30 protein-coding genes are annotated in these 26,190 nt (G+C 48.7%); 14 read left to right on the plus strand and 16 right to left on the minus strand.

Features of this window, described 5'->3' with window-relative positions; genetic code table 11:
* Positions 1-11 precede the first annotated feature (11 nt).
* The 4 genes from LDL70_RS10120 to LDL70_RS10135 all read right to left on the minus strand — a co-directional run bounded on the left by LDL70_RS10120 (position 12) and on the right by LDL70_RS10135 (position 3,105).
* Positions 12-713 (minus strand): lytic transglycosylase domain-containing protein, encoded by a 702-nt coding sequence (locus LDL70_RS10120; protein ID WP_022711010.1) that lies wholly within the window; start codon positions 711-713, stop codon positions 12-14.
* Between the two features lie 243 nt (positions 714-956).
* Entirely contained in the window at positions 957-1,787 is an 831-nt protein-coding gene (locus tag LDL70_RS10125; RefSeq protein WP_225684971.1) for an N-acetylmuramoyl-L-alanine amidase, read from the minus strand.
* Complete coding sequence (locus LDL70_RS10130) at positions 1,777-2,514, minus strand: DnaJ family molecular chaperone (RefSeq protein ID WP_225684972.1); 738 nt, start codon at positions 2,512-2,514, stop codon at positions 1,777-1,779. Before LDL70_RS10130 ends, LDL70_RS10125 begins: the two co-directional genes overlap by 11 nt.
* A 165-nt stretch (positions 2,515-2,679) precedes the next feature.
* Complete coding sequence (locus tag LDL70_RS10135) at positions 2,680-3,105, minus strand: hypothetical protein (protein ID WP_022711006.1); 426 nt, start codon at positions 3,103-3,105, stop codon at positions 2,680-2,682.
* Positions 3,106-3,421: 316 nt separating this feature from the next.
* On the opposite strand from LDL70_RS10135, the gene LDL70_RS10140 reads away from it, so the two are divergent.
* The 3 genes from LDL70_RS10140 (at position 3,422) to LDL70_RS10150 (ending at position 6,073) form a co-directional block, all read left to right on the plus strand.
* Positions 3,422-4,249 carry a GH25 family lysozyme gene (locus tag LDL70_RS10140; protein ID WP_022711005.1) on the plus strand — a complete coding sequence of 276 codons (828 nt, stop codon included), beginning with the start codon at positions 3,422-3,424 and terminating at the stop codon, positions 4,247-4,249.
* Positions 4,250-4,407: 158 nt separating this feature from the next.
* A complete protein-coding gene (locus tag LDL70_RS10145; protein WP_225684973.1) occupies positions 4,408-5,682 on the plus strand; it encodes a lytic murein transglycosylase in 1,275 nt (424 codons plus the stop codon).
* Positions 5,683-5,830: 148 nt separating this feature from the next.
* Positions 5,831-6,073, plus strand: coding sequence for a hypothetical protein (locus tag LDL70_RS10150; RefSeq protein ID WP_139316405.1), 243 nt, complete (start codon positions 5,831-5,833; stop codon positions 6,071-6,073).
* A 366-nt stretch (positions 6,074-6,439) separates the two neighbouring features.
* Here the strand turns inward: LDL70_RS10150 and metF are convergent, their stop codons facing one another.
* Positions 6,440-7,336, minus strand: coding sequence for a methylenetetrahydrofolate reductase [NAD(P)H] (gene metF / locus LDL70_RS10155; protein ID WP_022711001.1), 897 nt, complete (start codon positions 7,334-7,336; stop codon positions 6,440-6,442).
* A 176-nt stretch (positions 7,337-7,512) separates the two neighbouring features.
* Positions 7,513-8,499 (minus strand): metalloregulator ArsR/SmtB family transcription factor, encoded by a 987-nt coding sequence (locus LDL70_RS10160; protein WP_022711000.1) that lies wholly within the window; start codon positions 8,497-8,499, stop codon positions 7,513-7,515.
* Between the two features lie 142 nt (positions 8,500-8,641).
* Here LDL70_RS10160 and LDL70_RS10165 point away from each other — a divergent pair, with 142 nt between their 5' ends.
* The 3 genes from LDL70_RS10165 to LDL70_RS10175 are packed head-to-tail and all read left to right on the plus strand — an operon-like array spanning position 8,642 to position 10,076.
* Positions 8,642-8,959 (plus strand): DUF2293 domain-containing protein, encoded by a 318-nt coding sequence (locus LDL70_RS10165; RefSeq protein ID WP_225684974.1) that lies wholly within the window; start codon positions 8,642-8,644, stop codon positions 8,957-8,959.
* A 54-nt stretch (positions 8,960-9,013) separates the two neighbouring features.
* A complete protein-coding gene (locus LDL70_RS10170) occupies positions 9,014-9,523 on the plus strand; it encodes a hypothetical protein (RefSeq protein ID WP_225684975.1) in 510 nt (169 codons plus the stop codon).
* Positions 9,524-9,554: 31 nt separating this feature from the next.
* Positions 9,555-10,076: a hypothetical protein gene (locus LDL70_RS10175; RefSeq protein ID WP_225684976.1), complete on the plus strand. Its 522-nt coding sequence runs from the start codon at positions 9,555-9,557 to the stop codon at positions 10,074-10,076.
* Positions 10,077-10,119: 43 nt separating this feature from the next.
* On the opposite strand, the gene LDL70_RS10180 is transcribed toward LDL70_RS10175, so the two are convergent.
* The 3 genes from LDL70_RS10180 to ettA all read right to left on the minus strand — a co-directional run bounded on the left by LDL70_RS10180 (position 10,120) and on the right by ettA (position 13,341).
* Positions 10,120-10,731, minus strand: coding sequence for a molybdenum cofactor sulfurase (locus LDL70_RS10180; protein WP_225684977.1), 612 nt, complete (start codon positions 10,729-10,731; stop codon positions 10,120-10,122).
* Positions 10,732-10,738: 7 nt separating this feature from the next.
* The gene (gene tam / locus LDL70_RS10185; RefSeq protein WP_225684978.1) at positions 10,739-11,512 is read right to left on the minus strand and encodes a trans-aconitate 2-methyltransferase; all 774 of its coding nucleotides are present in this window, start codon (positions 11,510-11,512) and stop codon (positions 10,739-10,741) included.
* A 179-nt stretch (positions 11,513-11,691) separates the two neighbouring features.
* Positions 11,692-13,341: an energy-dependent translational throttle protein EttA gene (gene ettA / locus LDL70_RS10190; protein WP_022710994.1), complete on the minus strand. Its 1,650-nt coding sequence runs from the start codon at positions 13,339-13,341 to the stop codon at positions 11,692-11,694.
* Between the two features lie 258 nt (positions 13,342-13,599).
* Between ettA and LDL70_RS10195 the strand changes: the two genes are divergently transcribed.
* Positions 13,600-14,529 carry an alpha/beta fold hydrolase gene (locus LDL70_RS10195; RefSeq protein WP_225684979.1) on the plus strand — a complete coding sequence of 310 codons (930 nt, stop codon included), beginning with the start codon at positions 13,600-13,602 and terminating at the stop codon, positions 14,527-14,529.
* Positions 14,530-14,536: 7 nt separating this feature from the next.
* Here the strand turns inward: LDL70_RS10195 and LDL70_RS10200 are convergent, their stop codons facing one another.
* A complete protein-coding gene (locus LDL70_RS10200) occupies positions 14,537-15,226 on the minus strand; it encodes a D-lyxose/D-mannose family sugar isomerase (RefSeq protein WP_220160007.1) in 690 nt (229 codons plus the stop codon).
* A gap of 373 nt (positions 15,227-15,599) precedes the next feature.
* Here LDL70_RS10200 and LDL70_RS10205 point away from each other — a divergent pair, with 373 nt between their 5' ends.
* The 6 genes from LDL70_RS10205 to LDL70_RS10230 all read left to right on the plus strand — a co-directional run bounded on the left by LDL70_RS10205 (position 15,600) and on the right by LDL70_RS10230 (position 21,474).
* Positions 15,600-16,844, plus strand: coding sequence for an SRPBCC family protein (locus LDL70_RS10205; protein WP_022710991.1), 1,245 nt, complete (start codon positions 15,600-15,602; stop codon positions 16,842-16,844).
* Between the two features lie 108 nt (positions 16,845-16,952).
* Positions 16,953-18,035, plus strand: a complete 1,083-nt coding sequence (locus tag LDL70_RS10210; RefSeq protein WP_225684980.1) for a hybrid-cluster NAD(P)-dependent oxidoreductase — start codon at positions 16,953-16,955, stop codon at positions 18,033-18,035.
* A gap of 67 nt (positions 18,036-18,102) precedes the next feature.
* Positions 18,103-18,717 carry a bifunctional nicotinamidase/pyrazinamidase gene (gene pncA, locus LDL70_RS10215; RefSeq protein WP_022710989.1) on the plus strand — a complete coding sequence of 205 codons (615 nt, stop codon included), beginning with the start codon at positions 18,103-18,105 and terminating at the stop codon, positions 18,715-18,717.
* A gap of 108 nt (positions 18,718-18,825) precedes the next feature.
* Positions 18,826-20,007, plus strand: coding sequence for an NAD(P)/FAD-dependent oxidoreductase (locus LDL70_RS10220; protein WP_225684981.1), 1,182 nt, complete (start codon positions 18,826-18,828; stop codon positions 20,005-20,007).
* 179 nt (positions 20,008-20,186) lie between these two features.
* Positions 20,187-20,873 (plus strand): outer membrane protein, encoded by a 687-nt coding sequence (locus tag LDL70_RS10225; RefSeq protein ID WP_022710987.1) that lies wholly within the window; start codon positions 20,187-20,189, stop codon positions 20,871-20,873.
* 229 nt (positions 20,874-21,102) lie between these two features.
* Entirely contained in the window at positions 21,103-21,474 is a 372-nt protein-coding gene (locus tag LDL70_RS10230) for a hypothetical protein (RefSeq protein WP_022710986.1), read from the plus strand.
* Between the two features lie 29 nt (positions 21,475-21,503).
* Here LDL70_RS10230 and LDL70_RS10235 read toward each other — a convergent pair whose 3' ends face one another.
* Entirely contained in the window at positions 21,504-21,863 is a 360-nt protein-coding gene (locus tag LDL70_RS10235) for an MmcQ/YjbR family DNA-binding protein (RefSeq protein WP_116087801.1), read from the minus strand.
* 124 nt (positions 21,864-21,987) lie between these two features.
* On the opposite strand from LDL70_RS10235, the gene LDL70_RS10240 reads away from it, so the two are divergent.
* Positions 21,988-22,185: a hypothetical protein gene (locus LDL70_RS10240; protein WP_221720525.1), complete on the plus strand. Its 198-nt coding sequence runs from the start codon at positions 21,988-21,990 to the stop codon at positions 22,183-22,185.
* Here the strand turns inward: LDL70_RS10240 and LDL70_RS10245 are convergent.
* The 5 genes from LDL70_RS10245 to LDL70_RS10265 form a co-directional block, all read right to left on the minus strand.
* Complete coding sequence (locus LDL70_RS10245; protein WP_225684982.1) at positions 22,182-22,472, minus strand: hypothetical protein; 291 nt, start codon at positions 22,470-22,472, stop codon at positions 22,182-22,184. The genes LDL70_RS10240 and LDL70_RS10245 overlap by 4 nt on opposite strands.
* A 387-nt stretch (positions 22,473-22,859) precedes the next feature.
* Positions 22,860-23,390 (minus strand): hypothetical protein, encoded by a 531-nt coding sequence (locus tag LDL70_RS10250; protein WP_225684983.1) that lies wholly within the window; start codon positions 23,388-23,390, stop codon positions 22,860-22,862.
* An 11-nt stretch (positions 23,391-23,401) separates the two neighbouring features.
* Positions 23,402-25,336, minus strand: coding sequence for a MobA/MobL family protein (locus LDL70_RS10255; RefSeq protein WP_225684984.1), 1,935 nt, complete (start codon positions 25,334-25,336; stop codon positions 23,402-23,404).
* Positions 25,323-25,871, minus strand: coding sequence for a hypothetical protein (locus tag LDL70_RS10260; RefSeq protein ID WP_225684985.1), 549 nt, complete (start codon positions 25,869-25,871; stop codon positions 25,323-25,325). The genes LDL70_RS10255 and LDL70_RS10260 overlap by 14 nt, the downstream gene beginning before the upstream one ends.
* Positions 25,868-26,170: a hypothetical protein gene (locus tag LDL70_RS10265; RefSeq protein WP_225684986.1), complete on the minus strand. Its 303-nt coding sequence runs from the start codon at positions 26,168-26,170 to the stop codon at positions 25,868-25,870. Before LDL70_RS10265 ends, LDL70_RS10260 begins: the two co-directional genes overlap by 4 nt.
* Positions 26,171-26,190 lie beyond the last annotated feature (20 nt).

Genomic DNA, 26,190 nt, shown 5'->3' on the forward strand with positions numbered 1-26,190 from the left:
CAATTGTGCTCTTAGAATGAACGCATGAAGTCTTTAACTTTGCTGCAATATTTTGCAGATGTCGGGTTCATACGCTTGGCGCCGTGACCGGCATTGTATTTCAGAATTGTGCCGCAGGTTGAACCACCACCGAGCTTCTGTGCCTGTGCAAGATATTTCATGCCATATTGCACATTGGTTGCCGGATCATAGAGACCTTTTGCCGAACCGGTATAACCCAGACCACGTGCAGTACCGAGCTTGATCTGCATCAGACCGATTTCACCGGCGCTGCCGCGAACATGTGCCTGATAATTGCTTTCATTGCGCACAACCGCATGAGCCAGTGCCAGCGGCACGCCATAGGAAGATGCATAACGGGCAATGATGCCGGAATAAGGCTTGCCTGATTTGTCTGTCTGCGCCTGCTTGGTTTCTGCTTTGCCGCTGATCTGATTATTCAGATCGATACGGGTGCGAGCAGAACGACGCTCAATAACCGGCATTTTGGCAGTACCGGAAGCCTGTTTCTGATAGGCAGTACGGCTGGTATCAGCCTTGTTTTTAGTCGCTTCATTCTTCTTTGTTGCAGTCTTTTCTGAAGCTTCTTTTTTTGCTTTCAGGATGTCTACAAGATTTGTTTTTTCAAGTACCGGTGCACTCATGGCTGGTGTCAGACCGAACGAAACCACCGCCCCGCTGAGAGCGCATAAAAATCCAATTTTTTTAATCATAAACCTTAACCGTTGGAACTGTTGCATAATCCGTCGAAAGGTTTTGCAAGGCATGCAAAACCAGCTTTCAACGCCCTTCCTTTTGGGAAACAGTCCGCCCCATCACCAGACTTGCTCAAGGAAATTGAGGTTGTATCTGACGGGGAAATGCAGCCGAAGATTGTCGGGGCAAGTCACAGATTGCAAAAACCTGTAACATTAGCGGACTATTTCTTGCTGCCAACAATAAGGTCTTTTGAAAAATCAGCTGGTTACGGTTTCACGCAAATTCGTCGAAATTAGCCTGTGCAGTGTCTCAATTGTCGAGATATCCGCCACACCATCAATCTGAATCGGGCGAAAATGGCGCTGAAATGCACTCAGCACTACTTTGGTCCGCTCGTTAAACTCGCCATTGATGGTGATATCATAGCCATACATTGCCAGCATGGACTGCAAAGCCTCAACCGGCTGCCCCTGATCGCCCATGGCAAAAAACCGTCCGCCGCGGATCGGAGCCGGTTCAACCCAATGACCGATGCCTGCTTTAAACAGGGTCTCCCACGGAAAATTCTCGCCCGGATCAATCTTGCGTTCCGGAGCAATATCCGAATGGGCAAGCACATTCTCCGGCGCAATATTATAGCGTTCGCAAATCGAGCGGCAGAGAGAGATCACCGATGAAATCTGCGCATCTGGATAAGGCGGAAAATTCTCCAGCACACCCGGATTGACGATCTCGATACCGATAGAAGCAGAATTGATATCCCGCTCCCCTTTCCAGCAGCTCTGGCCTGCATGCCATGCGCGTTCGCTTTCCGCGACCATCTGCACAACCTGACCATCCTCATGCACGAGATAATGTGCCGAGACTTCACGTTCAGGACATTTGAGAATATCCAGAGCCTCCTGCGCAGTCGCAAGCCCCGTATAATGCAGGATCAGAAAACGCGGTTCTTTACCGTCTTTACGCGGGCCAAAATTGGCAGATGCATCAATAACAGCGCCCTCATAGTCAGCTTTGCTCAGCAAGGCGCGCGGGGCGGCCTGATTATTCTGTGCCAAACCGGCTTCCGGTGTTGAATTATCCTGCATAGTCATGCTGACCCAATTGTTTCTCAAGTGTCGCCCAGGCCGCATTGATTGCAGCCAGACGGTGATTGGCTATTTTCTGAAATTCATAGGGCATACCGCGGGCAATCACCAGATCCGGATGGTTCTGACGCACAAGTTTGCGGTAATGCTGCTTGGCCTCGATAAATCCTACGCCGCGCTTCAAACCCAGAACGGCATAGGGATCGGAAGGGCCGAGATTGACGTGCCTTCCGGCGATCAGCAAAAACTCGTCTTCTTCAATACCGAAAATTTCCGCCACACGTCGCAGGAACTGCATTTCCTTATCATGCACATAGCCATCGGCTTTGGCGATATAGAACAAACCATCGAGAACATCGGAAAGCGCACCGCAAGGCTCTTCCGCGCCGTTTTGCTGGGAGGAGCGGCACAGCGAAGCAATCTGACGGGCATAGCTCTCAAAACCGGCCACATCCTGCTTGGCAAGATTATACAGTCTTGAGACGTGATCCGCCTCTTTTTCCGGCACTTCAAAAATATCCTGAAAAGCCCGCACTTCATGCTGCGAGACAATGCCGTCAGCTTTGGCCATTTTGGCAGACAGCGCGATCATGGCAATGGAAAAAGCAACACGGCGGCGTGTTTCCGCATCGCCCTCAAAATAGGTGCGGACGGCTTCAATCACTCCGGAAAACGCACTGTAAGCCGTCTGCGTTAAAAAATCAGCGATACTGGACCAAATCGACATAAGCTTATGTAATTCAAAACAACTCTGATGAAAACCATCAAGCGCAAAGAGTTGAATGAAATTCAGCTGACATTGCTGACAGCCAGTACCGGCACACTACGACATTGCACATAATGAGAAAGCATTTCCGGTAATGCAAACGAAAGCCGGAATGCTCTTATAATTTTACATGGAGTTTGCAGATGACTGTTCCGCACGCATCTGACTTTCCATGCGCACGCGCACGAAGTCTTCTGCAGTTTTCTTAGCTGCTGCAGCCTGATCTGCAGTCTGCCCGACACTCAGAGCGGTTTTCTCTGCATCTTCACCTGCTTTTTGCACCGCAACTCTCACATCTTCTTCTGTGAGTGGTTTCTTCAGCTCAGGCAAAAGCACAGCAGGGCCTGCAACACTGTTCTGTGCAGCCTTGGCGTCAATTTCAGCCAATTCCTGATCGGCCTTTGACTGCAATTCCTGCTCCGAATGAGCAATAACGGCTGCGACACTGTCAGGTTGTTTTTGTGCAGTCTTGTCATGCGTCAAAAATCCGCCGGAAAAGACCAGACCGGTCAGCACACCGACAGCAAGGATAAAAGCCAGCAGACGATACATTTGACCTCCTCAACCGCCTTCAGCAAGGCGGCTTACAATCTCTCGTTAATGCCGGAAATATTTAATTGTTCCGCTTTTTATTCCGGCAATTCTGACAGTATCCCCGTCAAACCTGTATAAGTTATGACCCAACTAATCAAAAAATATTTATAAATCAAACAGTTTGGCACAAGACATTGACCGGCTGAGACAAAATGCGTCCACCTGCATCCCGCTGGTGGCACGAATTATCCTTATTCCTCTAAAGGAAAAATTTAACCTTTTGCAGTAAGAAAGCATTCATGATTTCCCTGTGATTGTTGTGAGATGATACCCGATGAAGCCAGCAGCACTTGCCGTTCTCAGCCTTGTGCTGAGTGCATGTACATCTGTGGATTATGATTTTTCAGATGTAAAACCGTCGGCAGGTTCTGTCTCCGGCACAGGGATTGCTCTTCCTTCTTCCAGTGCCAAGGCGCCGCGCTTCTATGATCGCAAGCCCCATGACTATACCGGTAAAACCCCGTGGCATTATCCGGTCCATGGTACGGATGTCTCCAAATATCAGGACAAAGTTGACTGGCAGCAGGTGCGCAACAGCGGCATTTCTTTTGTCTTTATCAAAGCGACAGAAGGCGGCGACCGCGTTGATGACCGCTTTGCGGAACATTGGGCAGGTTCACGTGCAGCCGGTATTCCGCGCAGTGCCTATCATTTCTATTATTTCTGTCGCAGTGCAGCCGATCAGGCGCGCTGGTATATCCGCAATGTACCGAAAGACCCGAACGCCTTGCCACCGGTTCTGGATATGGAATGGAACCCGCTGTCACCATCCTGTAAACTTCGTCCCGATCCGGCTGTTGTGCGCAAGGAAATGCGCACATTCCTGACCATGATCGAGCGTCATTACGGCAAGAAGCCGGTCATCTATACAACGGTTGATTTCTTCGATGATAATGATCTGCGCAGTTTCAGCGATTATCCGTTCTGGTTGCGCTCTACGGCCGGTCATCCGGATGAAAAATATGGCCCTCACCCGTGGGTCTTCTGGCAATATACCGGCACAGGTACAATTCCCGGTATCAAGGGTGACGCTGATATTAACGTATTCGCGGGCAATCATGCCCAGTGGAGAAAGTGGCTGGAAAGCAACAAAGTCAGATAAAATCGCCTTTACTGCGTGAATCTGACTTTACCATCTTCTTTTTCACAAAATGTTTATGCAGGACATAATTCAGAAAACTTGAACGCTCTGGTCAAAACCGGCCCGATCAACCAAAACAGCAAGACCTTACCGAGGCCTGCTGCAGAAAGAACTGAGTTATGTCACGCCCTGCCTCCCTGTCTGCCTTCAGATCAGTTTTTAAACCACTTCTGACTGCCGCTACTCTTCTCTCTACTGCAAGCTTTGCTTTTGCTACAGCAACACAGCCTGCGGCTCCCTCGGCAGCACCATCCGCACCGGCCGCTGTCGCGATTGAAAAACCGGCCTGCGGCGGTGATTATAATGTCTGGCTTGAAGGCGTGGTGACTGAAGCCAAAGCCGCAGGCATCTCAGACAAGGCACTTACAGAGCTGCATAAAGCCCAGCTTGATGAACGCACATTGAAGCGTGACCGCACGCAGACCGTTTTCAACCTGACCTTTGCCGAATTCTCCAAACGTCTGATTTCCGAACAGCGCCTGAAAAAAGGCCGCGAAAATCTCGTGAAATATGCAGATGTCTTCAAAAAGGCCGAAGACACTTATGGTGTTCCGGGACCGGTGATTGCTGCATTCTGGGGGCTGGAAACAGACTTCGGTGCTATTCAGGGCGATTTTGACACGCTGAACTCGCTCGTTACGCTGGCTCATGATTGCCGCCGTCCGGAGCTTTTCCGTCCGCAGCTGATCGCTTTGCTGAAACTGATGGATAAAGGCGTTGTGGATGCCGGCACCATGGGCGCATGGGCAGGCGAAATCGGCCAGATGCAGTTGCTGCCGAAAGATTATCTGGAACGCGGTGTCGATGGCGACAATGACGGTAAAGTGGATTTGCGCAACAGCGTGGCTGATGCGGTGATGACTGCAGCCCGTATGTTGTCTGAACTTGGCTGGCAGCGCGGCGAGCCTTGGCTGGAAACCGTGCAGCTGACACAGGATCTGCCATGGGAGAATTCCATCCGCACTTATCGCCTGCCCCATTCGAAGTGGAGCGGCTGGGGTGTAAAGTCTGTCAATGGCAACGCACTCGGCGCTGATGACGGTGACGCCTCCCTGCTCATCCCTATGGGACGCAAAGGACCGGCATTCCTCTCCTACCGCAATTTTGATATTTTCGTCGAATGGAACAAATCCATCGTCTATGCCACGACCGCCGCTTATTTCGCATCGCGTCTGGCTGGCGGCGAGCCTTTCCTGCTCGGCACACCGGAAGCCGGTCTTTCAACAGAAGAGCTGAAAGAACTGCAGAACAAGCTCGTTGTACGCGGCTATGACATGGGTCGAATCGATGGTGTTTTCGGCACCATGACCAGAGATGCTGTGCGCACTGAACAGCTCCGTTTGGGCATGCCTGCCGATTCATGGCCGACACGTGAATTGCTCGAAAAGCTATAAATTTAGTGGGATTTTGATGCCGCCTGTAAAAAATTTTACGGCGGCATCAAAACTTTTGACACCTGCCTAACATATTGTATTTTTTACAAGTTTAAAATTCTGCATTGATTGCGAAGGCTGTCTTCGCCGCTCCGCCCAGCACCCTCCCATGAAATTAGACTTTTCTTTGGCCGTTTATGTCGATAAAATGACACAAACGGGAAATGTGCTGACACAGTTAAAAAACAGTCAATTTGATCGTGAGACCATGCCTCTTGCATGGGTGGTTAAAGAGACTGGAAGCGGCATTTCCGGTTTAGAGTTAAGAGAAGCGGCTCCGGCATATTCCCTCAGATCGGGTTCTGTCAGGAGTGACTTTCCGGCCTTTGAATGTTGTTCATACGGCATTTGAAAACTGAACTTACAACCTGCTCAGGAGGCAATCCATATGGGTTTAACGCGTTCAATCAATGCCTTGGTATTTTGCGCAGCTTTTGTTTTTGTCGCAGCAATGATTGTCGGTGTATTTCCCTGACCTCGCATATTCACCATCTGAATTTCAGATGCTGACCTGATATCTGCATTTCGGTTTCATAATCAGAAAATATACAGATTACGGTCTTAATCAGAGACATTTTGCAGGCATCACTTTTACAGATACCTCCGGCATATTTGGCATTCCGCAAAAGTAGATAAATCAAGTCCTGTCATTTTTAAAAACGAAAAGCCCTGCGGAAACATTTTTCCGCAGGGCTTTTTCGTTTCATCCCATATATTTTCAGGCCGCTACCGGCGCCCTCACCCCAAGCAAATGGCAAATCGCAAAAGCCAGATCCGAGCGGTTCATCGTGTAGAAATGAAAATCATTTACACCGCGCTCAATCAGATCATTGACCTGTTCGGCTGCAAGCGCCGCTGACACCAGCATATGCGTCTGCGGATCATTCTCCAGCCCGTCAAAACGATCTGCCAGCCATGCCGGTATGCGCGTTCCTGCACGTTTGGAGAAATTCGCCACCTGCTTGAAATTATGGATCGGCAGCACACCCGGAATAATCGGAATGTAAATTCCCGCACGACGCACACGCTCCACATAACGCTCATAAAGATCATTATCGAAGAAGAACTGTGTAATCGCCCGGGTCGCACCATTATCGACTTTGCGTCGCAGCATCTCAATATCGGTAGCAAAATCCGGGCTTTCCGGATGTTTTTCCGGATAGGCAGAGACGCTGATATCAAAATTAGCAATCGATTTGAGACCTGCCACCAGATCGGCACCATTCTGATAGCCGCCTGGTGTCGGCTGATAGGCTTCACCGATACCGCTTGCAGGATCGCCACGCAGCGCCACAAAGCGCGTCACACCCAAAGAAGCAAAGGAGCGGACGATAGAATTGACCTCTTCCTTGGTTGCATCCACGCAGGTCAGATGCGCGGCAGGTGTAATGGATGTTTCTTTGATGATACGGGCAATGGTTTTATTGGTGCGCTCACGGGTCGAACCGCCCGCACCATAGGTCACAGAAACAAAAGCCGGATTAAGCGGTGCCAGACGCGTCACTGTCTCCCAAAGACGATCTTCCATCTCTTCGGTTTTCGGCGGGAAAAACTCGAAGGATACACGGATCGGATGCGCGCTCTCGGAACGGCGCTGCTGGCCAAAACTAGACATCGGAAATCTCCGTTATTCTTGCCGTCATAGTTTGCACCATGGGGCAAATATTCATGGTCACGTCACCATGAAGAAAATCAAAACTGCGCCTGCCCGCACCTGAATGGCGCAAAGCTAAACATTAGAATGCTACTCAATAATGCCGGTGTGCCTCTAAGTGCGCCTCAAAGTGCACCTCAGGCAGCATCGGCGATCAGCATTCGCGGATCACGCGCAAGCCACAGTTTAATCACCAGTCCGGAAGCCTGCCCGCCCTGCGGCTCAAGCGCTTCAATCTTCTCCGGCTCAAGCCCTGCGGCTCTCATCCAGCCGGTCATTTGCTCGTCACTGAAACCAAGCCGCAAATGGGCATGTTCGTCACGCAGGAATTCCAGATCATGCGGCGCAAAATCCACCACCAGCAAACGCCCCTGCGGGCGCAGCGCACGTGCAGCCTCACGAATGGCCGATTGCGGCTCGTCAAGGAAGTGCAGCACCTGATGGATTGTCACCAGATCATAACCATCGCGGTCAACCGGCAGCGCATAAATATCGCCCTGACGCACCTGCGCATGGGCAACACCGGCCTGATCCAGATTGGTGCGTGCAACTGTGAGCATATCGCGATTGATATCAATGCCGACACCGCGCACATAAAGCGGGCTGAACATTTCCAGCAAGCGGCCGGTACCGGTGCCGATATCCAGCATAGACTGGAAAGCCTGTTCGCCGACAATACCACGCAGCGCATCTTCAACCATTGTTTCATCAATATGCAGCGAGCGGATCTGATCCCAGCTTTCTGCATTGGCACTGAAATAGGCAGTTGCCCGCTCATGGCGCTCGGCTTTCACCTGCGCAAGACGCTCCTGATCGCGCAGCAGCAGCGGATCCTGATTGTCCTGCCAACCGATCAGTGCACGGGAAAGCCCCTGATGGATCGGGGTTTCCGACAGGCGGAAATAGGCCCATGACCCTTCCTGATAGCGGCTGATTAAACCGGCTTCACTCAGCAATTTGAGATGGCGGGATACACGCGGCTGCGACTGGTTGAGAATGGATGTCAGATCAGAGACCGTCAGATCACCACCGGCAAGCAGCGTCAGAATACGCAACCGGCTTGGCTCTGCCGCAGCCTTCAGCACTTCCACCATTTCTTCAAGAGCCAAAGGCTTGCCAGTCATACCGCACTCCGCATTTAAAACACATAAAGATATGTTTATGTGATCCATGCGATTATTGCAACTAAAATCGACTGATAAAAGTTTTAAAATACCATATTTGATTTAAGCATAATCACGGCAAAGCACATCACAGGAAGCCTCCATGGCCGCATCCGCAAAACGCCGCAAAGAGATTGAACTGGCGCTCCGCTTACTGGCACCACATACGCCTTATTTTGATGCGGAGCAAATCCGCGAAGCAGCTGCCGCACCGCATATGCGCAGCCTCACTGCACAAAATGCCGTGCGCCTGACACTACTCGCCTATATCCGCCACACCTACACCGACTACGACAAATTACGCGATGAAGGACTGGATAAAGACAGCGCACTTTATTGGATTCAGGATCAAATTTCAGAAAAACTCAGAGAATGGCAAGCAACGGATTTACTGCCTGACAGTAATTACAGTGACCAATAAAATAAATATGTGGGAGATTAAAAATGTAATTTAAATCATTAAGAGGATTACACAATGGCATATACTTATAGAATATACGCAGTTAAATCAAAAAAATACTTAAGCCTTGACACTAGCCAGTTAAATAATATTTATATTGACAACGTTTCAAGAGGCGAAAACGTATCAAATCAGATAAATACTTATAGCTGGACATCATATAAAGATTCGCGAGCAACAGTTGGGGGGAATTCCGCCCCAATTAAACTATACAATACAATGACTCACCGCTTTCTTGCCAGTACAGAGCAAGTACAAACAATTACCGGGACGCCAAATAAAATAGGCGAAATCCTTGGCACAACGACATATGGTACAGCGGACAATGCCTTAGAGTTCGTCTTTCAGCTCGTGGGAGATAAATACCTGATTTATCTTTCAGGAGATGAAAAAACTCCTCAAACCGGAAGAACTCTTCTTTACGACAAAATGAATAAGAACAGAGTTGTTTTAAGTGCATATAATCCATCATTCGTTACTAGCGACCTGGATAATTTATGGTCTATAGAACAGGTTACACTTTAATATAAATTAAAATAATATTTTGAGGTTGAATATGACTTATGATTTTTACTTAACAAATGAATATAGTCAAAATCTTCTAACTGTTCGCGATGTCACCGGAGATAAAAATAAACTATTTCAATACGCATGTACGACACAGGAAACCCCTCCTCCAGAAACTGATGATGGCTATATTTGGTTTACATATGAATCACCTGCCACAAAAACAGATGGAGTATTACTTTACAACTCATTTTCTGAAGGTTTTTTTGGTGTAACAGGAACTATATTTCCTGCTGAGGGAACAAAGCCGGCAAAAGCGCAGCTTGGAACACTAACATTTTTTCCAACACAACTCATTGAGCGGGTAAACTTTGTTGCCGTACAAGGGAAGCCAGATTATTATTATATTCAAACCTACATAAACAACGCAAACACAAATACATATCTTGTATATGACGATGAAGCTGATGATGTAAGTTTTATGATTATAGATGACTTAAACACTAAAAATGTGCATTTAAATACAATGTGGAAAATGACTCAAATCAGAAATGACGTACCAATTGCATAAATAAAAATGTAGTCAGATTGGTCGGTATCAATCTGACTATAATTTATTGCAAATAAATTACTTGCTCCGATATCCTTATATTCACCTTATCTGCAACCTCAACATCCCCCGCCCGCTCCACCCAGCCAGTCTGACCACGCAGATATTTCGCTGATTTTACAAAGTTAAGCGCCACCATCGCCTCATTCTGAGCGCCAATATGCTGCGCAATTGATGTTCCGGCGATTTTGCACGGTGCATTCAGCCCGTTCAGCTTCAGTGTCAAACCACTGTCAAAAAACAGCACCGTACCGGCGGGCAGAAGCGTGAAGTCTGCGATACCCTCCACTAGAATATTGCCCCCGATCCATTCCGGCCTGATCGCGTCAAGCCCCATTGCCGCAGCAATCTTTTCCAGTTCTTCAAGAGAAATCAAAGAGAGCTGACGGTCATTACGGATTAATGTACCCCGCTCATACCACGGCTCGCGGCCACCGGCTCTACGCGTCATTCCGTAATGATAATCACCGATAATACCACCATGGTCACATTGCAATTTATCTACTGCTTGCGTGACAAAATCCTGCCCTGAAGCAATATAAAGTCCACGGACACGACCTGTAACCTTGCGTGCCGCTATGCGCTTGCCATGAATGTTATTGAACAAATCTGTCATCACAGTTTCAATCTTCACCGCGCACAACAACCATAAATACGCGCGGGAAGTGCAGCAGCACTTTACCATCTACTGTCAGTGGATAATGCTCTGCCAAGCGTTCCGTGTATTCCTCCAGATAATCGCGCTGCTCTTCTTCATTGAGCGGATTTAAAAACGGACGCAGGCCGGTGCTTTTCACCCATTCAGTAATTGCCGCATGACCATCAAGCGGGTGATTATAAATCGTGTGCCAGATATCGATATGGGATGCGAGCGGTATCAGAGCATCATAATAAGCATTCACGCTCGGCATTGGCGGACGGGGGGCTTTATTGAGACGTTCAATCCAGCGACTGTCTTTTGCCACCTGGCGCATCATACGGTGAGATGGCTCATTCCAGTTATCCGGCATTTGCACAGCCAGTGCGGCACCTGATTTCAGCCCCTTCAACAGGCGCTGCAAATGCTGAATATGCTCAGGAATCCACTGGAACACCGCATTGGAAAACAGCAGATCAACATCCGCATCCGGCTGCCACTGCGTGACATCGCTTAAATAAAACGGCACATCAGGCAACCGTTTCTGCGCCTTTTCAATCATATCCGGCGACGCATCAAAACCGGATAGTTGCGCCTGCGGCCAGCGCTTTTTCAAGGCCTCGGTAGAGTTGCCGGGTCCGCACCCAATATCAACAATGACGGCAGGATCTTTCAGCGGAATACGGGCGATGAGATCATTAACCGGTCTTGTGCGCTCATCCTCAAATTTCAGATATTGCTGTGCCGACCAGTCTTTCATCGTGATGCTCCTGTGCCTTACCTATAACAGACAATCTATAGCACCGGTGTATTTTGCCAAGCACTTTACAAACAAAAACGCCCTCCTTTCGGAGAGCGTTTCTATGACTTCAAATCTGTAGTCAAAAACTGCAGGCAACGCCATTTTCAGCCCTGCATGCGGCTTTTGAACCCGAAATTTTAGCGTGTCAGCGGCTTATAGGTCACCCGCTTAGGATTGACGCTTTCAGGTCCGAGACGACGTACCTTGTCAGCTTCGTAATCTTCGAAGTTACCTTCGAACCACTCCACATGGCTGTCGCCTTCAAAAGCCAGAATATGCGTGGCCAGACGGTCGAGGAACATACGATCGTGCGAGATGATAACGGCGCAGCCAGCGTATTTTTCCAGCGCATCTTCAAGCGCCGCCAGTGTTTCCGTGTCCAGATCGTTGGTCGGTTCGTCGAGGAGCAGCACGTTGCCGCCGGTCTGCAGCATCTTGGCAAGATGCACGCGGTTACGCTGACCACCGGAAAGATTGCCGACTTTAGCCTGCTGATCGCCGCCCTTGAAGTTGAACGCACCGCAATAAGCGCGGGAGTTCATTTCAAACTTGCCGAGCTTGATGATGTCATTGCCGCCGGAAATTTCTTCCCAGACATTCTTGTTCGGGTCGAGGTGATCACGGCTCTGGTCAACATAACCGAGCTTAACAGTATCACCGATACGCACAGAACCGGTATCCGGCTGTTCCTGACCGGTGATCATTTTGAACAGGGTCGATTTACCTGCACCGTTCGGCCCGATAACACCAACGATACCGCCCGGAGGCAGTTTGAATGTCAGATTGTCGATCAACAGACGATCGCCGAAGGATTTGGACAGGTTTTCAACTTCAATAACCACCTGACCAAGACGCTCACCCGCAGGAATGAGAATCTGCGCATCGCCCGGACGCTGATTTTCAGCCGCTTCAACCAGCTTGTCATAGGCCTTAATACGGGCTTTCGACTTGGACTGACGCGCCTTAGGGCTTGCAGCAATCCACTGACGTTCACGCTCAAGTGCTTTTTGGCGGGAATCGTCTTCACGGCCTTCCTGAATCATGCGCTTGGCCTTGGCTTCCAGATAGGCAGAATAGTTGCCTTCGTAAGGAATACCACGACCGCGGTCGAGTTCGAGAATCCAGCCGGTCACATTGTCAAGGAAGTAGCGATCGTGCGTGATGAGCAGCACAGCGCCCTTATATTCACGCAGGTGCTTTTCAAGCCATGCAGTGGTTTCAGCATCCAGATGGTTGGTCGGTTCGTCGAGCAGCAGCAGATCTGGCTTGGAAAGCAACAGCTTGCAAAGTGCAACGCGGCGGCGCTCACCACCGGACAGAGTGGTTACATCAGCATCGGCAGGCGGGCAGCGCAGTGCTTCCATCGCCATTTCAACCTGACTTTCCAGATCCCAGAGGTTCTGGCTGTCGATAATATCCTGAAGTGCCGCACCTTCGTCAGCGGTTTCATCAGAATAATTCATCATCAGCTCATTATAACGGTCAAGAATGGCCTGTTTGTCAGCCACACCTTCCATCACATTGCCGAAAACAGTCTTTTCAGGATCAAGATGCGGTTCCTGAGCCAGATAACCACAGGTCGCACCATCGGCGAGCCAGGCTTCACCGGTGAACTCTTTATCGAGACCAGCCATAATCTTGAGGATTGTCGATTTACCGGCACCGTTAGGGCCGAGAATACCGATTTTCGCATCAGGATAAAATGACAGGTGCAGATTTTCGAGAATCTTCTTTGTACCGTAGTTTTTATTCAAACCCGACATATGATAAATAAATTGACGTGCCATTGGGTGGCTGTTCTCCGAGAATTTGAGCCCGTAATGTGTGGGAATTCGCTTTGATGCGCTATTTAGGCTAAATATTGCGCAGGGGCAATGCCAGAACAGAGGCGAAGAAGACGCGATAAGCATCTTCCCCTGTTTAACCTCTGAGGGTCTGAATAAAAAATCACCATTTGCAGCCAAGTGGGCGACTTTTGGATCAGACACTGCATAGCTATTATTATTACAAATATAGTCTCCGCACTCCTGAAACAAGGTTTCACAATGCCGTTTGATAATCCTGAAATCCTGTTAAGTCCGAGCGGTGCAAAACTGGCATTGCGTTTTCAACCGGCGAAGAAAACGGCAATCGGCAATATACAGATCAGCCACGGCCTTGCTGAACATGCTGCCCGCTATCAGGAATTTGCGGAGCATCTCGCGGAGCACGGCTTTAACGTCTATGTCCATGACCATCGCGGACACGGGCTGACCAGCGCACCGGATGCACCGCTCGGACAGTTCGCAGCCAAAGATGGCGATGAAAAAACTCTGCAGGATATCGGCTTTGTTGAAAAAACAATCCGCGAAAGACATGAGCAACTGCCACTCATTCTCTTCGGCCATTCCATGGGGGGATTGGTAACACTCGCTGCTTTATGCGGAAAATTCTGCACGCCCGATGCGGCAGCCATCTGCAATTCCAATTTTGCCAATGTGCTGAATCAAACACTGGCTTTCACATTACTCAAAGCCGAGCGCATGTTTCTCGGCTCCGATGTACCGAGCCATTTCCTGCCAGCCATGACTTTCCGCACATGGGCAAAGCAGGTGAAAAATTATCAGACACAATTTGACTGGCTGTCCCATGATACAGCGGAGGTTGCGCTTTATAATAATGATCCGCTCTGCGGCTATGATCCGTCGGTCAGTATGTGGATCGATGTTTTCCGCTTTATGCGTCGCTGCAACAATCCTGCACCACAACAAGCGATACCGTTGCATTTGCCGCTTTATTTACAGGGTGGCGGACAGGACCCTTCGACTGAAGGTGGCAAATCCCTGCTTGCACTGGAGAAAAGACTGAAAGCTTCCGGTTTCAGTACTATCACCACTCAGATTTATCCGGATATGCGTCATGAAAGCCTGCATGAAACAGATCGTGCGCGTTTCATGCAGGACTTTACAAAATGGGCATTAAAGGCAATCGCCTGACAGAACTTTAAGCCAGCCACTTGTCATAATCAGACACCAACAAATGCAGTGGCTGGACATCATCTTCCACGTCGGAGAACCGGCCGATCGGCTCACGGAAAATATTATCCGTCAGATCATCATTGACAGTTGAAACCTCGCCAATCAGCACATCACCACCCTCGCCCCAGAAAGCATGCCAGTTACCGGGCATCAGGGTCACGCTCTCACCCGGATCAAGCTTCAGCAAACCTCCGGCAGACAGCCGCTTGATGCGCCCGTCACAGGCAACAACCACGTCGCTTTTATCATCAATCGAGCCATCCGGATTGGAATTGAACATTTCCAGCACCAGTTTGGCACCACCGCGATTGATAATATCCTCAGCTTTCACCACATGGCGATGCATCGGCGACAGCTGGTTCTCGCGCGAGATCATGATCTTTTCCGCATAAAGCATACCGGTGCCTTTTTGCAGATCTTCGGCCTGTCCGTTGCGCACGGTAAACAGGAACAGCCCCATTTCATCGAAACGCCCCTGCCCGTAATCAGTAATATCCCAGCCGAGACGCGCATTACGGATTGCTGCACTGTCATCGCTCACACGGGTGCGCATTTCCTCCGGCGACCAATAGGCAAAAGGCGGCATGACAAAACCGAAAGACCGGATAAAGCGGTCACTTTCACGGATAATTTCATTAATTTCCGAGCGTTTCATAAATGTTTCCTCCAGCGGTCATCCGCTTGATACGGGTCTTGTCTGCGCAACAGAAAAGCACGGCCTGCCCCGTCTGACCAGTCCCTTTTCGGCTACAAAATATTGCCGCCGATAAATTTCCGGATGCGGCGGTTTGGCGTGTCGTCTTTACGCGAAGCCCATGTCGTTTTCGTATGCGCGTCCGCCATATTTCAATGGTTGAATACGGATAATCAGAGCAGATTTTTTGAGAAATATTCTGAGACTTAACTCTTGTCGTCAATCTTAATACCCATACGGGATCAGGCTTTTTCATGTCGCACATAAGCCACTCCGGCAGCGACATATTTTAAAGTCCGGCACCCCCGATGAACAACGCTATGCGAGGCATATTATGGACGTCCGCAATCAGATGCTGAGTGACTTGTTGGGGCGCGACCCGAATTTCAGTCTCGGACAGAAATTCTACACAGATCCCGACTTTTACAAGCTGGATCTTGAACATATCTGGTACCGTGAATGGGTTTTTGTCGGCCATGATTGTGAACTACCGAAAGCAGGCAGCTATATTACCGTGCAGATCGGTGATTATCCGGTGATTGTCGTGCGTGACAGTCAGGGCGGCATCCGCGCTTTTCACAATACCTGCCGCCATCGCGGTTCACGTATCTGCACAGCGGAAAAAGGCACCGCTGCCCGTCTCGTCTGCCCTTATCATCAGTGGACTTATGATCTGGATGGTAAGTTATTATTTGCCCGTCAGGTTGGCCCTGATTTCAAACCGGCAGATTTCGGCCTGAAAACCGTGCATTGCGAAACTGTCGCCGGTTACATTTATATATGTGTCGCGGATGAAGCACCGGATTTCAACGCTTTCCGCGCAACAGTTGAGCCTTATCTGGCGCCTCACCAGATTAAAGATGCCAAGATCGCCTTTGAAAGCACGATCATTGAAAAAGGCAACTGGAAGCTGGTCTGGGAAAACAACCGCGAATGCTACCATTGCGCCGCCAACCATCCGGAACTGTGCCGCACCTATCCTGAAGCGCCAAGCGCCACCGGCGTACAGGGCATGATGGAGGATGAGGAAACCAACCAGCTCTGGAAGCGCTGCGAGGATACCGGCCTGCCTGCCAAATTTAATATGTCCGAGAACGGCCAGTATCGTATTGCCCGCATTCCGCTGCTGCGCGATGCCGACAGCTATACAATGTCCGGCAAGCCCGCTGTAGCGAAAAGCCTGAGCTCTGAAGTCAGAGCGTCCAAAATCGGCGCAATGCTGCTGTTCAACTATCCGTCCACATGGAACCATGTGATGATCGATCATGCAATTTCCTTCCGCGTGCTGCCGATCAGCGCCGAGGAAACCATGGTCACCACCAAATGGATAGTCAATAAAGATGCGGTTGAGGGCGTCGATTACAATCTCGAGGAACTGACCCATGTCTGGATCGAGACCAATGATCAGGATCGCCGGATTGTGGAAGAAAACGCCCGCGGCATCCGCTCACCGGCCTATCAGCCGGGGCCTTATTCCGTGGAGCATGAAGGCGGCGTCATGCAATTTATTGAATGGTACGCCAATTTCATCACCCCGCGCCTGCAAGGCGAAGTTGCAAAACTCAGCCGCGTGGCCTGATACTCAACGCAATATCCCGGAGCGCAACACAGCGCTCCGGACAATATCATGACAGGCAGGTTCACTATGAACCCACCTCAAGCCCCCTTCAGGTGAAGAGCAGCACGAATGAAATATCTTGATGAAATGCTGCCGTGGAACGACAGGCTTCAGGTTCTGGAATGTGATGCGGCGATTGAAGAAGCGCCGGACGTGATGACTTTCTCGTTCCGCACGCCGGAGAATAATAACTGGTTCCGCTATATGCCGGGTCAGTTCATCACGATTGAGATACCGGCCGCACCGGAACCAGTCATGCGTACCTATACGCTGTCTTCCACGCCGTCGCGCCCTTATTCCGTATCCATCACCATTAAGGCACAGACAGGCAGTATCGGTACCCGCTGGATGCTGGATAATATGCGTCCGGGCATGCAGCTGAAAGCTTTTGGTCCTGCCGGTGACTTCTCGCTCGTTTCGCATCCGGGCAAAAAATACCTGTTCATCTCAGCCGGTTCCGGCATCACACCGATGATGTCGATGACGCGTTTCCTTTATGATACGCAACCGGCCAGTGATGTGGTTTTTCTCAATTGCGCCCGCTCACCGGATGAAATCATTTTCCGTAAGGAGTTGGAACTGCTTGCCAGCCGTATGGATAACCTGCGCCTGCAATTGGTTGTCGAGCGTTCCATCGCCCGCAATGTCTGGAGCGGCGTTCATGGCCGTATCAGCCATAGTATTATTGATATTTCCGCACCTGATTTCAAAGACCGCACAGTTTTCTGCTGTGGCCCAGAGCCGTTTATGCGCGCCGTAAGTGACATGCTTGAAGCCAATGGCTTCAACATGGACAACTATCATCAGGAAAGCTTTCAACCGGCCTCGGAAGCACCCGCTATACCGGTGCCTGCCGCGCTTGAAGCCGCAGCCGGTGATGCAGAGACAGAAGCGCCGAGCGTTATTTTCACATTATCCGGTATCGAAGTGCAGTGCAGCCCGACCGATACCGTATTGCTGGCAGCGCGTAACGGCGGGTTGAAAATACCAAGCGCCTGCGAGTTTGGTGTCTGCGGTACGTGCAAAGTCAAATGCCTCAGCGGCGAAACCGTTATGAATCATAATGGCGGTATCCGCGATGATGAAATTGAAGAAGGCTATATTCTTGCCTGCTGCTCTCATCCTTTGGGTCGGGTGGAAATCGAAGCCTGATCCTCTTGACCTTTCCGCGTGCTTTCGTCACTGATCGCTCTCGGACGTGACGCAGCGGGAGAATGGGATGCCACAACACGATCAGAAAAACTCCGCCTTTATTGTGATTGATATTCAGAATGATTTTTGCCCCGGAGGCGCGCTGGCTGTAGCCGGCGGGGACAGTATCGTTGCAGGCATCAATCAGGAGATTGAGCACTTTGACCATGTCATCCTGACACAGGACTGGCATCCCGCAGGTCATTCCAGCTTTGCTTCGACCCATGAAGGCCGCGAGCCTTATGAAATGGTGACAATGTCCTATGGCAAACAGACTTTGTGGCCGGATCATTGTGTACAGGGAACCCATGGCGCGGAGTTTCATAAAGACCTGCAATGGACAAAGGCCGAACTGGTGATCCGCAAAGGCTATCGTAAAGCTATCGACAGCTATTCCGCCTTCTTCGAAAATGACCACATGACCCCTACCGGTCTTGGCGGCTATTTGCGCGAGCGCGGCATTAAGCATGTAACACTCGCAGGTCTCGCTACCGATTTCTGTGTGGCCTATTCGGCTCTGGATGCGGCAGCTCAAGGTTTCAAAGTCACCGTATTGCCGGATTTAAGCCGAGCGATTGATATTGGCGGCTCGCTGCAAACCATGATGAGCCAGATGCGCAATGCGGGCGTAGCATTCCGTTAAAACTGCATTCTCCCCGCAATCAACAAGGCAGCGCTCGACGGCTGCCTTTTTTGCTTTATATAGACGCCTTTATCCTCCTACCCGTTTTCCGGAACAGAAAGCCTCACCGTGATTGAGAAAAAAGACGTTGTAATTATCGGTGCAGGCGCAGCCGGAATGATGTGTGCAATCCGTGCCGGTCAGCGGGGTCGCTCCGTCGTACTGATTGACCATGCGAAATCCCCTGGTGACAAAATCCGCATTTCCGGCGGCGGCCGCTGCAACTTCACCAATATTCATGCAACGGCAAAAAACTATCTGTCCGCCAATCCGCATTTTTGCAAATCCGCACTGGCACGCTTCACGCCGCAGGATTTCATCGCCATGGTCGATAGTTACGGCATCAGCTGGCATGAAAAAACATTGGGGCAGCTGTTCTGTGACCATAGCGCCAAAGATATTATCAACATGCTGCGCACGGAAATGCAGCAGGCCAATGTGCGGCTCGACCTCAACACCACGGTTTCGGACATCAGCAAAATCACAGACGGTTTTATAGTTACGACGAGCTATGGCAAAATCGAAGCGCAATCGCTGATCATTGCCACCGGCGGCAAATCCATCCCGAAAATGGGAGCCACGGGTTTTGCTTACACGATTGCCGGTCAGTTTGGGCACAGCCTGATTGAACCCCGCCCCGGTCTTGTACCTTTGACGCTGGAGCCTAATCTGCTGGAACAACTCAGCCCGCTTTCAGGGATAGCCGTCGATGCCGAGCTTAAACATGGCAAAACCCGATTCCGCGAAGCACTGCTTTTCACCCATCGGGGTATGAGCGGCCCTGCGATTCTGCAGATTTCATCCTATTGGCGCGAGGGCGATGAGGTCGTTTTGACCATTGAACCGGACTTTGACTTCCTCGCATTGTTAAAAAATGCACGAAAAACGAATGGCAAACAATCTGTCCAGACGGTCCTTGCAGAAAAGCTGCCCCGCCGTTTAGCCCAGTTTTTCACGGAAAAGACACAATTGAACAAGCCTCTGGCTGATTTGTCCGACAAGATCTTAACAAATCTCGTTGCCGCAATTCAGGATTGGCATATCAAACCGGCAGGTTCCGAAGGATATCGCACGGCGGAAGTTACACTCGGCGGTATCAGCACCGATGAGCTCGACTCAAAGACCATGGAATCCAAAAAGGTACAAGGTCTTTATTTCATTGGAGAATGTGTGGATGTAACCGGCTGGCTTGGCGGATTTAACTTCCAATGGGCATGGGCATCGGGCCACAGCGCAGGTCAGGCCGCATAATATTTACGTGACAAATCACACGTTTTCGTGAGCGGCGCGCACAATTACATTATGGCGGAAAAGTGTCAATGCGATCACATTTACTTCAAGTCGATAAGAACTTGCTGTTGCATATTTGTGACAGACATTTCCGAGGGTATATTTTATGTTTCTAACGAGATCTAAAAGGAGTTCATCACATGAAATATACAACTCTGGCAGCTGCTCTGCTTCTCTCCTCCACAAGCGCTTTCGCAGCTGATGCTATCGTTTACAACGAACCAGCCCCTGCTGTTGTAGCTGACACTTTCTCCTGGACAGGCGGCTATATCGGTCTTAACGCCGGTTATGCAGGCGGCAAGAACAAGTTCAACGGTTACGACAACTTCGCAGTATCCGCTAAAGACAATGCAAGCGGCTTCCTCGGCGGTATTCAGGCCGGTTACAACTGGCAGTTCGACCAGACCATCGTTGGTATCGAAACTGACTTCCAGGGCGGCAACCTGAAATCCGATGCAGAACTGAGCTACAATGGCCAGACTGCCGGTGCAGAAGCCAAAATCAACTGGTTCGGTACAACCCGCGTTCGTCTCGGTTACACACCGGTTGACCGCTTCATGGTTTACGCAACAGGTGGTGTTGCTTACGGTAAAATCAAAGCTTCTGCTTTTGATGGCGCAACAAGCTTCTCCCAGTCCGACACTAAAGTTGGTTACACTGTAGGTGCCGGTGCAGAATACGCTGTTACAAACAACGTAACTCTGAAGACCGAATACCTCTACACCGACCTCGGCAAGCTGAAACTGGATGATGTAAACGGCGTTCGCTTCGGTGAAGTTAAGGCTCCGTTCCACACAGTACGCGTTGGTGTGAACTACAAGTTCTAATCCATACTTGCGAACTAAAAAGAAAGCCCCGCATTGCGGGGCTTTTTTTATTTCTTAACAACCAACTCAAACCGGCAGCAAAGACACCGCCTCAAAGCAGCCCCGAATTTTCCTGCGATGATCCGCCCGCATTCTTCATCACTATACCCATATTATAATCCCCCGCACCTACCCCTCGGCATGGTTTATGCTTATCTATACATCAGCACTATGATGTATCGGGAGAGATATGAATAAGTCCTGTTTCGCAATTCTTCTGGCTTGCAGCCTGTTTCCGTCTTCACTTCATGCCGCCCCTATCGGCGAAGTGATTGCCGAAATGGCAGGTAAATGCTGGAAATTGCCGGAGAAAATTGACTATCAAAAAGCATCAGCCATTTTTGAAGTCACTTATAATGCGGATGGTGAGTTATTGGAGATCATCACTGTCGAATATCGCCCTGTGCGGGAAGCGGGCAAAATCTTTGCTCTCAGTGCACAACAGGCACTTCTGGATTGCGCCAATAGAACCGATGTTAAATCCAGAACAATACGGGTGGTCATGAATTACACCGCGCCAAGATCCAATGAGCCCCTGATTATGAAAAGGTCTCTGCGGTAAGATCAGCGCCAATTTCCCGACCACAAAGCCTATATCAGCAAGCCGAGTTCTTTTTGCTTTTTCTTTGACAGTCCCTGCGCAACAAGATGGTAAGATTGCAGGATATAATCCTTCAGCTCATCATCATTGAGACCCGGCTCCGCATAATGCTGTATCCATTTCATGCCGCGCGAGGCAAGATATGGCGCAGGGCGCAACCCCGGCTGCTCCTGCAGCATTTCAAATGCAATATGGCTGACTTTGAAACTGAAACTCGGCTGGTCATTATGCCAGCCGCCAATGACAAAAACCTTGCCACCAACTTTCCAGACATGTGAGCCACCCCATTGAACAACATAAGTTGTTGCCGGCAAGCTGCTGCAAAAGGCATTATATTCGTCATAAGTCATAGCTACTCACCACATCAAAAAATGATCTGCACAGAGCAGAGATAATATCTTACTGTTTTTAAACACCAAGATGTTAAACTGCGCACTTCCGTCCTTTTCACCATTTAAGAAGCATCCGACATTTATGGCCAGTGAATTATCAAACCTAGAATCCGCAACAAAATATCTTTCCCCTACCGACAAAGACCGCTTCTTCAAAATTAAGCGCGACATGGAAGCATCCGGCGCCTCAAGAAAAAGCATTGAGGAACGCTTGCGCGCCTTTCTATGGGATGTTGTTGAATCCGACGATGATGATGAAAACGAGGACGACGCGCTTTAAGCAAAAGCCGTCTCCATGAAACCAGTTATGAACTCGGCTGCAACTCTTATAATATTGGCTTTGCTGCACGGAAGCAGCAAAGCTCTCGGGAAGGTTGTTTCGGGAACAGATGTCTCTGAAATACTAATCAGCTTCACCGGAACCATATTTATCGGCACTGCCGTAACATGGGTTGTGGTCTGGATTGTTTTAAGATTGCTCCAGAAGCAGGAACTCACAATCACAGTGACCAACTGGATTTTAGCCGCAGCAACAATCACCAGCTTTGCGCTGGCAATGATGCGCATATAATAACACTAACAAATCCAAGTGAGGATGGTGGGCCCGGAGGGATAGCTCGCTCGCACATATATAAGCATTTGATTTTATTGCTTAATATTTATTGCAGAAAAATCATCATTTCCATTTGTACACCCAATCAGGTGTACAAAGAGGTGTACAGCAAGTCAATAGATGGACACCGAAACCATAGGGGACCAGTCCCCTGCCGCTATCGCGGCACCCCTGGGATATTTATAGCAAAGCTGGATGTAGGGCTTGATTCTTGTGGGCCGACGATCAACAATATGAATACAGAACAGCGAGGGATCGCGATGGCTGTGCAAAGATGGATACCATCAAAAAACCACCTGACGCAAAATCAGGTGGTTTTTATTTTGTCAGAACATATGACATCATTTTTTGCTTCTTAGTGAGTTGCTGCCTGTGCCTTTTTTGAGAAAAATCGGGTTCACATATGCAAGAGAACCTTCACCATCAGACATTTTAGGAGCATTCTCACGTGTCGCTCGGTCAATGAGTGCAGCACCTTCTGATCGCCATTTTTGAACAGTTTTATAGCGACCTTCGCGTTTAAATTCACGATAAAGCCTACCCCAAATGTCACGCTCGTTTTCACCGTCTTTGCTAGCATTTGCGGCAAAATATGCAGTCAACAATTGATCATCTTTGATAGATGTATCGTGACCAAGAAACGGACACCATGAACGCCCTTGTTGCCTAATTTTCTTTGCTGAAAGAGGTGACATTGCGGCTTGCTCTTTGCCAACAACCAAGCCCCCGATAGTAAATTCGGGAGCGAGTTTTTCTTCTGAACGATAGCGCAAGTATTTCGAAAGTGCGTATGCAAAACCACGTTCTTTCGATGTCCTTTCTATTGTTTTGTCTTTTTTCTCTCTACGAGAACCGCCAAATAAATGTTCCATATCAACCTCCATCAGCGTGGACAAATGCTCATAGATTCATCATGAGCATCGTTTTTTCTTTTGACTTCATCTATGTCCAAATTTTTGTAGTCTTCGCCTCGAATTTCATTGTCTGGATAATGTTGAGAATTGTGCTGATCAGCACGACGACCAAGCTCACGGAAAGCATCAAGCTGTTTTTCTATATCTTGCGGTGTTTCTTGTCTGAGTGCATCAAGCTGATCGTCATCAAGATAAAAGCGTGTGAAAATTGAAAGATTTTTATCGCGCTGCATAAGCTCATTGACTGCATTTTTGTCTCTGCATGCTGATGCGTGAACAAGCTCTGCTAAACTCTTACGCTTTTGAATACCATCAAGAGCTTCAGCTTGTGCTTCCAATTTTTTGACAGCATCTTCATATTGTTTTTTGACTTCAGGAGACGGCTGGTAAAGTTCTTTTGTGTCTCTGTCGTATACAGTTACACCAGCCCTCTGAGCAGCAAGCCATGCTTTATCCTTGAATTCTTTGTCACCAAAAATTTCTAATTCTTTATCCCATTCATCAACGGATTTTTGCATGAGCGCGTCGATAGCTGAATCATTGATTTTTCCATAGATTTTCAGTTCATCGCCAGTGTCTTGCACACGTGCAGAACCGAGCCGCAACCACACACCGTCAAGAGCAGGCTCAACGCTTGTATAACCACGATTATACCAAGCATCTGCAAGCTGTTGAATGTAAGTATCTGTCGATTCTGATGTTTCAAACGTGTTGTCCGGAGCCTTCAAAATAGGCTTTTTGTTAACATTTTTTCGCGTGTTTTCATGCTGATATGAACGCTTTGAAAATGTGTTTGCTTCTTGAAGTTTGATGACATCATCGACGAAACCAGCTTCCGCAATGTTAGCTGCTAATTCATCTGCATAGCTGTTTGCAGGACCACCATACGTCTGTAAAGCGCGGCCAGAATTGGACAATTCCAACCATGAACCGTCACGCATTTGTGCGCGGAAATTTCTAGTTCTGTTGTCAATCATATGAATTTTAGCCTGATCGATCGAAACGTCAGGAAAACGCTCATGAAAAAGTTCGACTTTGTAGTCTTGCTTTTTTTCTGAGTACTCTTTGTTTTGAAGATGCGGATAGTTTCTCATAATGCTCTCCTCTATTTTTTCGAGCTGTTGGATTAAGGTTGCTTCATGCTGTTTTAGCTTTCTCAACATGAAGACTTCATTCGTCCGCCTGTCCCCTTTTTTACGGGTTTTGGCAGCGCGAATTCTTTGTTCACCGAGTAACGGTTCAGCGGTCTTATCTATGCCGCGATCACGATATGATCGGTGGTCGGCTCGTTTTTCAGAGCCAGACTTGATGAGATATGAATTCATTATATTAGCGATGCGCTCGCGCTCGTTGTTGAGTGCGTCTTTGCGTTCGCCCCCCAAACGTCCGCCACTTTCAAACATTGAAATGAGGTCATTATTTTTAGATTTCGAGAAACCGTGTTCTGTTGTGTGATCAAGTTTCCGCAACGACAACATGACATGTATGTGCGGCTGTGGCTCTTTATCGAGCGCAAGTGGACAGTGAATAGCCACGTCCGCGACTGCACCAGCATCCACATATTTCTGCACGATTTCCTGTGCGAAATTCGACCATTCAGATTGTGGGATATCGCGTGGAATACTGATTTCCAATTCACGTGCGACAACTGAGTTTTTGCGATTTTCTGAGCGTTCAACAGCATTCCAAAGTGCTTCACGATCCAGCGCCCATGCGGGGGCATTTGATGGTGTCAGTATGAAGGATGAAACGACATGCTTTTTTGTATAATCGAATGTTTGACCAATACGGTGATCAGTCAGTTTTGATGCAGAACGATATGCTGCGGCAGCGACAGACGACCGTCCGTCACTGCGCTTGAAAACCTTAGTCGAGAAATGAAAAAGGGCATCATTTGGGGTCATGTTTTATGACCTCATTTTGCGTAATTACATTTGCTTGAAACTGGATATCGTAAACATTTTTGACGCTCAAAAACGCTAGCATCACAGCACTCCAATAAATAGGAATGACAACAATAGATGCTAAATTTCTAAAGCTGAGTCTTTTTCGATTTAATCGAATAAGAGATTGTGACGTTGTGTACAAACTTAATAAAAATATAGGTAATGGGCCAATCACAATAGATAAAATAGAGACAGCTTCGTTTCGCTCAGCTACTGAAATAATCCAGCCAAATAAGACTGTATGCAACATAACAGTCATGACTTCAGAAAAGTATTTCTCCAGAAATTCTAAAAAGAAATAATAAATGCGCTGTAAAATCGTTTCTCTATATGCAGCATCAGTGCCGTCATCATTCTTTGAGCACTTTGCAATTGCCTTTTTTGTGAGAACAACAATCAGAGAAATGACGGCTGTGACTGACACCAAAGTGAATGCCATTGCGAGCCAAAAATCGGCAGGAATTTGTGCAATCGGATGATCAGAAATGTTCATGACAACACTCCTTCACCTGCATTAATATAAGTAGCTCCAGCGCGGCCCCATTTGACGTAATTCACAAATTCGCAGACTTGGATAACGTCATATCCAGCATCGCGTAGCACGTTAATCAAATGACGTTTTTTAGCTTCGCCACCTGCACAAAACTGCATTCCATTTTCTGTGGTTTGCTCAAACACGTAACCACTTTTCAGCGCGTAATGTTCAAGTTCCATATCGTGCAGGTCTGGTGATAGAACTGCGAATTTTTGCTCCTCGTATATTGAGGAAAATAAAATTTTAATCTGTCTCATTTGCATACTCCAATTTTAAA

Origin of the sequence: Pseudochrobactrum sp. XF203, from assembly GCF_020341615.1 — a bacterium.
GTDB lineage: Bacteria > Pseudomonadota > Alphaproteobacteria > Rhizobiales > Rhizobiaceae > Pseudochrobactrum > Pseudochrobactrum saccharolyticum.

What these genes read in the sequence shown, in the direction of transcription:
- LDL70_RS10120 (WP_022711010.1), bottom strand. Translation starts at nt 713, where the DNA reads ATGATTAAAAAAATTGGATTTTTATGCGCTCTCAGCGGGGCGGTGGTT.
- LDL70_RS10125 (WP_225684971.1), bottom strand. Translation starts at nt 1,787, where the DNA reads ATGCAGGATAATTCAACACCGGAAGCCGGTTTGGCACAGAATAATCAG.
- LDL70_RS10130 (WP_225684972.1), bottom strand. Translation starts at nt 2,514, where the DNA reads ATGTCGATTTGGTCCAGTATCGCTGATTTTTTAACGCAGACGGCTTAC.
- LDL70_RS10135 (WP_022711006.1), bottom strand. Translation starts at nt 3,105, where the DNA reads ATGTATCGTCTGCTGGCTTTTATCCTTGCTGTCGGTGTGCTGACCGGT.
- LDL70_RS10140 (WP_022711005.1), top strand. Translation starts at nt 3,422, where the DNA reads ATGAAGCCAGCAGCACTTGCCGTTCTCAGCCTTGTGCTGAGTGCATGT.
- LDL70_RS10145 (WP_225684973.1), top strand. Translation starts at nt 4,408, where the DNA reads ATGTCACGCCCTGCCTCCCTGTCTGCCTTCAGATCAGTTTTTAAACCA.
- LDL70_RS10150 (WP_139316405.1), top strand. Translation starts at nt 5,831, where the DNA reads ATGAAATTAGACTTTTCTTTGGCCGTTTATGTCGATAAAATGACACAA.
- metF (WP_022711001.1), bottom strand. Translation starts at nt 7,336, where the DNA reads ATGTCTAGTTTTGGCCAGCAGCGCCGTTCCGAGAGCGCGCATCCGATC.
- LDL70_RS10160 (WP_022711000.1), bottom strand. Translation starts at nt 8,499, where the DNA reads ATGACTGGCAAGCCTTTGGCTCTTGAAGAAATGGTGGAAGTGCTGAAG.
- LDL70_RS10165 (WP_225684974.1), top strand. Translation starts at nt 8,642, where the DNA reads ATGGCCGCATCCGCAAAACGCCGCAAAGAGATTGAACTGGCGCTCCGC.
- LDL70_RS10170 (WP_225684975.1), top strand. Translation starts at nt 9,014, where the DNA reads ATGGCATATACTTATAGAATATACGCAGTTAAATCAAAAAAATACTTA.
- LDL70_RS10175 (WP_225684976.1), top strand. Translation starts at nt 9,555, where the DNA reads ATGACTTATGATTTTTACTTAACAAATGAATATAGTCAAAATCTTCTA.
- LDL70_RS10180 (WP_225684977.1), bottom strand. Translation starts at nt 10,731, where the DNA reads ATGACAGATTTGTTCAATAACATTCATGGCAAGCGCATAGCGGCACGC.
- tam (WP_225684978.1), bottom strand. Translation starts at nt 11,512, where the DNA reads ATGAAAGACTGGTCGGCACAGCAATATCTGAAATTTGAGGATGAGCGC.
- ettA (WP_022710994.1), bottom strand. Translation starts at nt 13,341, where the DNA reads ATGGCACGTCAATTTATTTATCATATGTCGGGTTTGAATAAAAACTAC.
- LDL70_RS10195 (WP_225684979.1), top strand. Translation starts at nt 13,600, where the DNA reads ATGCCGTTTGATAATCCTGAAATCCTGTTAAGTCCGAGCGGTGCAAAA.
- LDL70_RS10200 (WP_220160007.1), bottom strand. Translation starts at nt 15,226, where the DNA reads ATGAAACGCTCGGAAATTAATGAAATTATCCGTGAAAGTGACCGCTTT.
- LDL70_RS10205 (WP_022710991.1), top strand. Translation starts at nt 15,600, where the DNA reads ATGGACGTCCGCAATCAGATGCTGAGTGACTTGTTGGGGCGCGACCCG.
- LDL70_RS10210 (WP_225684980.1), top strand. Translation starts at nt 16,953, where the DNA reads ATGAAATATCTTGATGAAATGCTGCCGTGGAACGACAGGCTTCAGGTT.
- pncA (WP_022710989.1), top strand. Translation starts at nt 18,103, where the DNA reads ATGCCACAACACGATCAGAAAAACTCCGCCTTTATTGTGATTGATATT.
- LDL70_RS10225 (WP_022710987.1), top strand. Translation starts at nt 20,187, where the DNA reads ATGAAATATACAACTCTGGCAGCTGCTCTGCTTCTCTCCTCCACAAGC.
- LDL70_RS10230 (WP_022710986.1), top strand. Translation starts at nt 21,103, where the DNA reads ATGAATAAGTCCTGTTTCGCAATTCTTCTGGCTTGCAGCCTGTTTCCG.
- LDL70_RS10235 (WP_116087801.1), bottom strand. Translation starts at nt 21,863, where the DNA reads ATGACTTATGACGAATATAATGCCTTTTGCAGCAGCTTGCCGGCAACA.
- LDL70_RS10240 (WP_221720525.1), top strand. Translation starts at nt 21,988, where the DNA reads ATGGCCAGTGAATTATCAAACCTAGAATCCGCAACAAAATATCTTTCC.
- LDL70_RS10245 (WP_225684982.1), bottom strand. Translation starts at nt 22,472, where the DNA reads ATGCGCATCATTGCCAGCGCAAAGCTGGTGATTGTTGCTGCGGCTAAA.
- LDL70_RS10250 (WP_225684983.1), bottom strand. Translation starts at nt 23,390, where the DNA reads ATGGAACATTTATTTGGCGGTTCTCGTAGAGAGAAAAAAGACAAAACA.
- LDL70_RS10255 (WP_225684984.1), bottom strand. Translation starts at nt 25,336, where the DNA reads ATGACCCCAAATGATGCCCTTTTTCATTTCTCGACTAAGGTTTTCAAG.
- LDL70_RS10260 (WP_225684985.1), bottom strand. Translation starts at nt 25,871, where the DNA reads ATGAACATTTCTGATCATCCGATTGCACAAATTCCTGCCGATTTTTGG.
- LDL70_RS10265 (WP_225684986.1), bottom strand. Translation starts at nt 26,170, where the DNA reads ATGAGACAGATTAAAATTTTATTTTCCTCAATATACGAGGAGCAAAAA.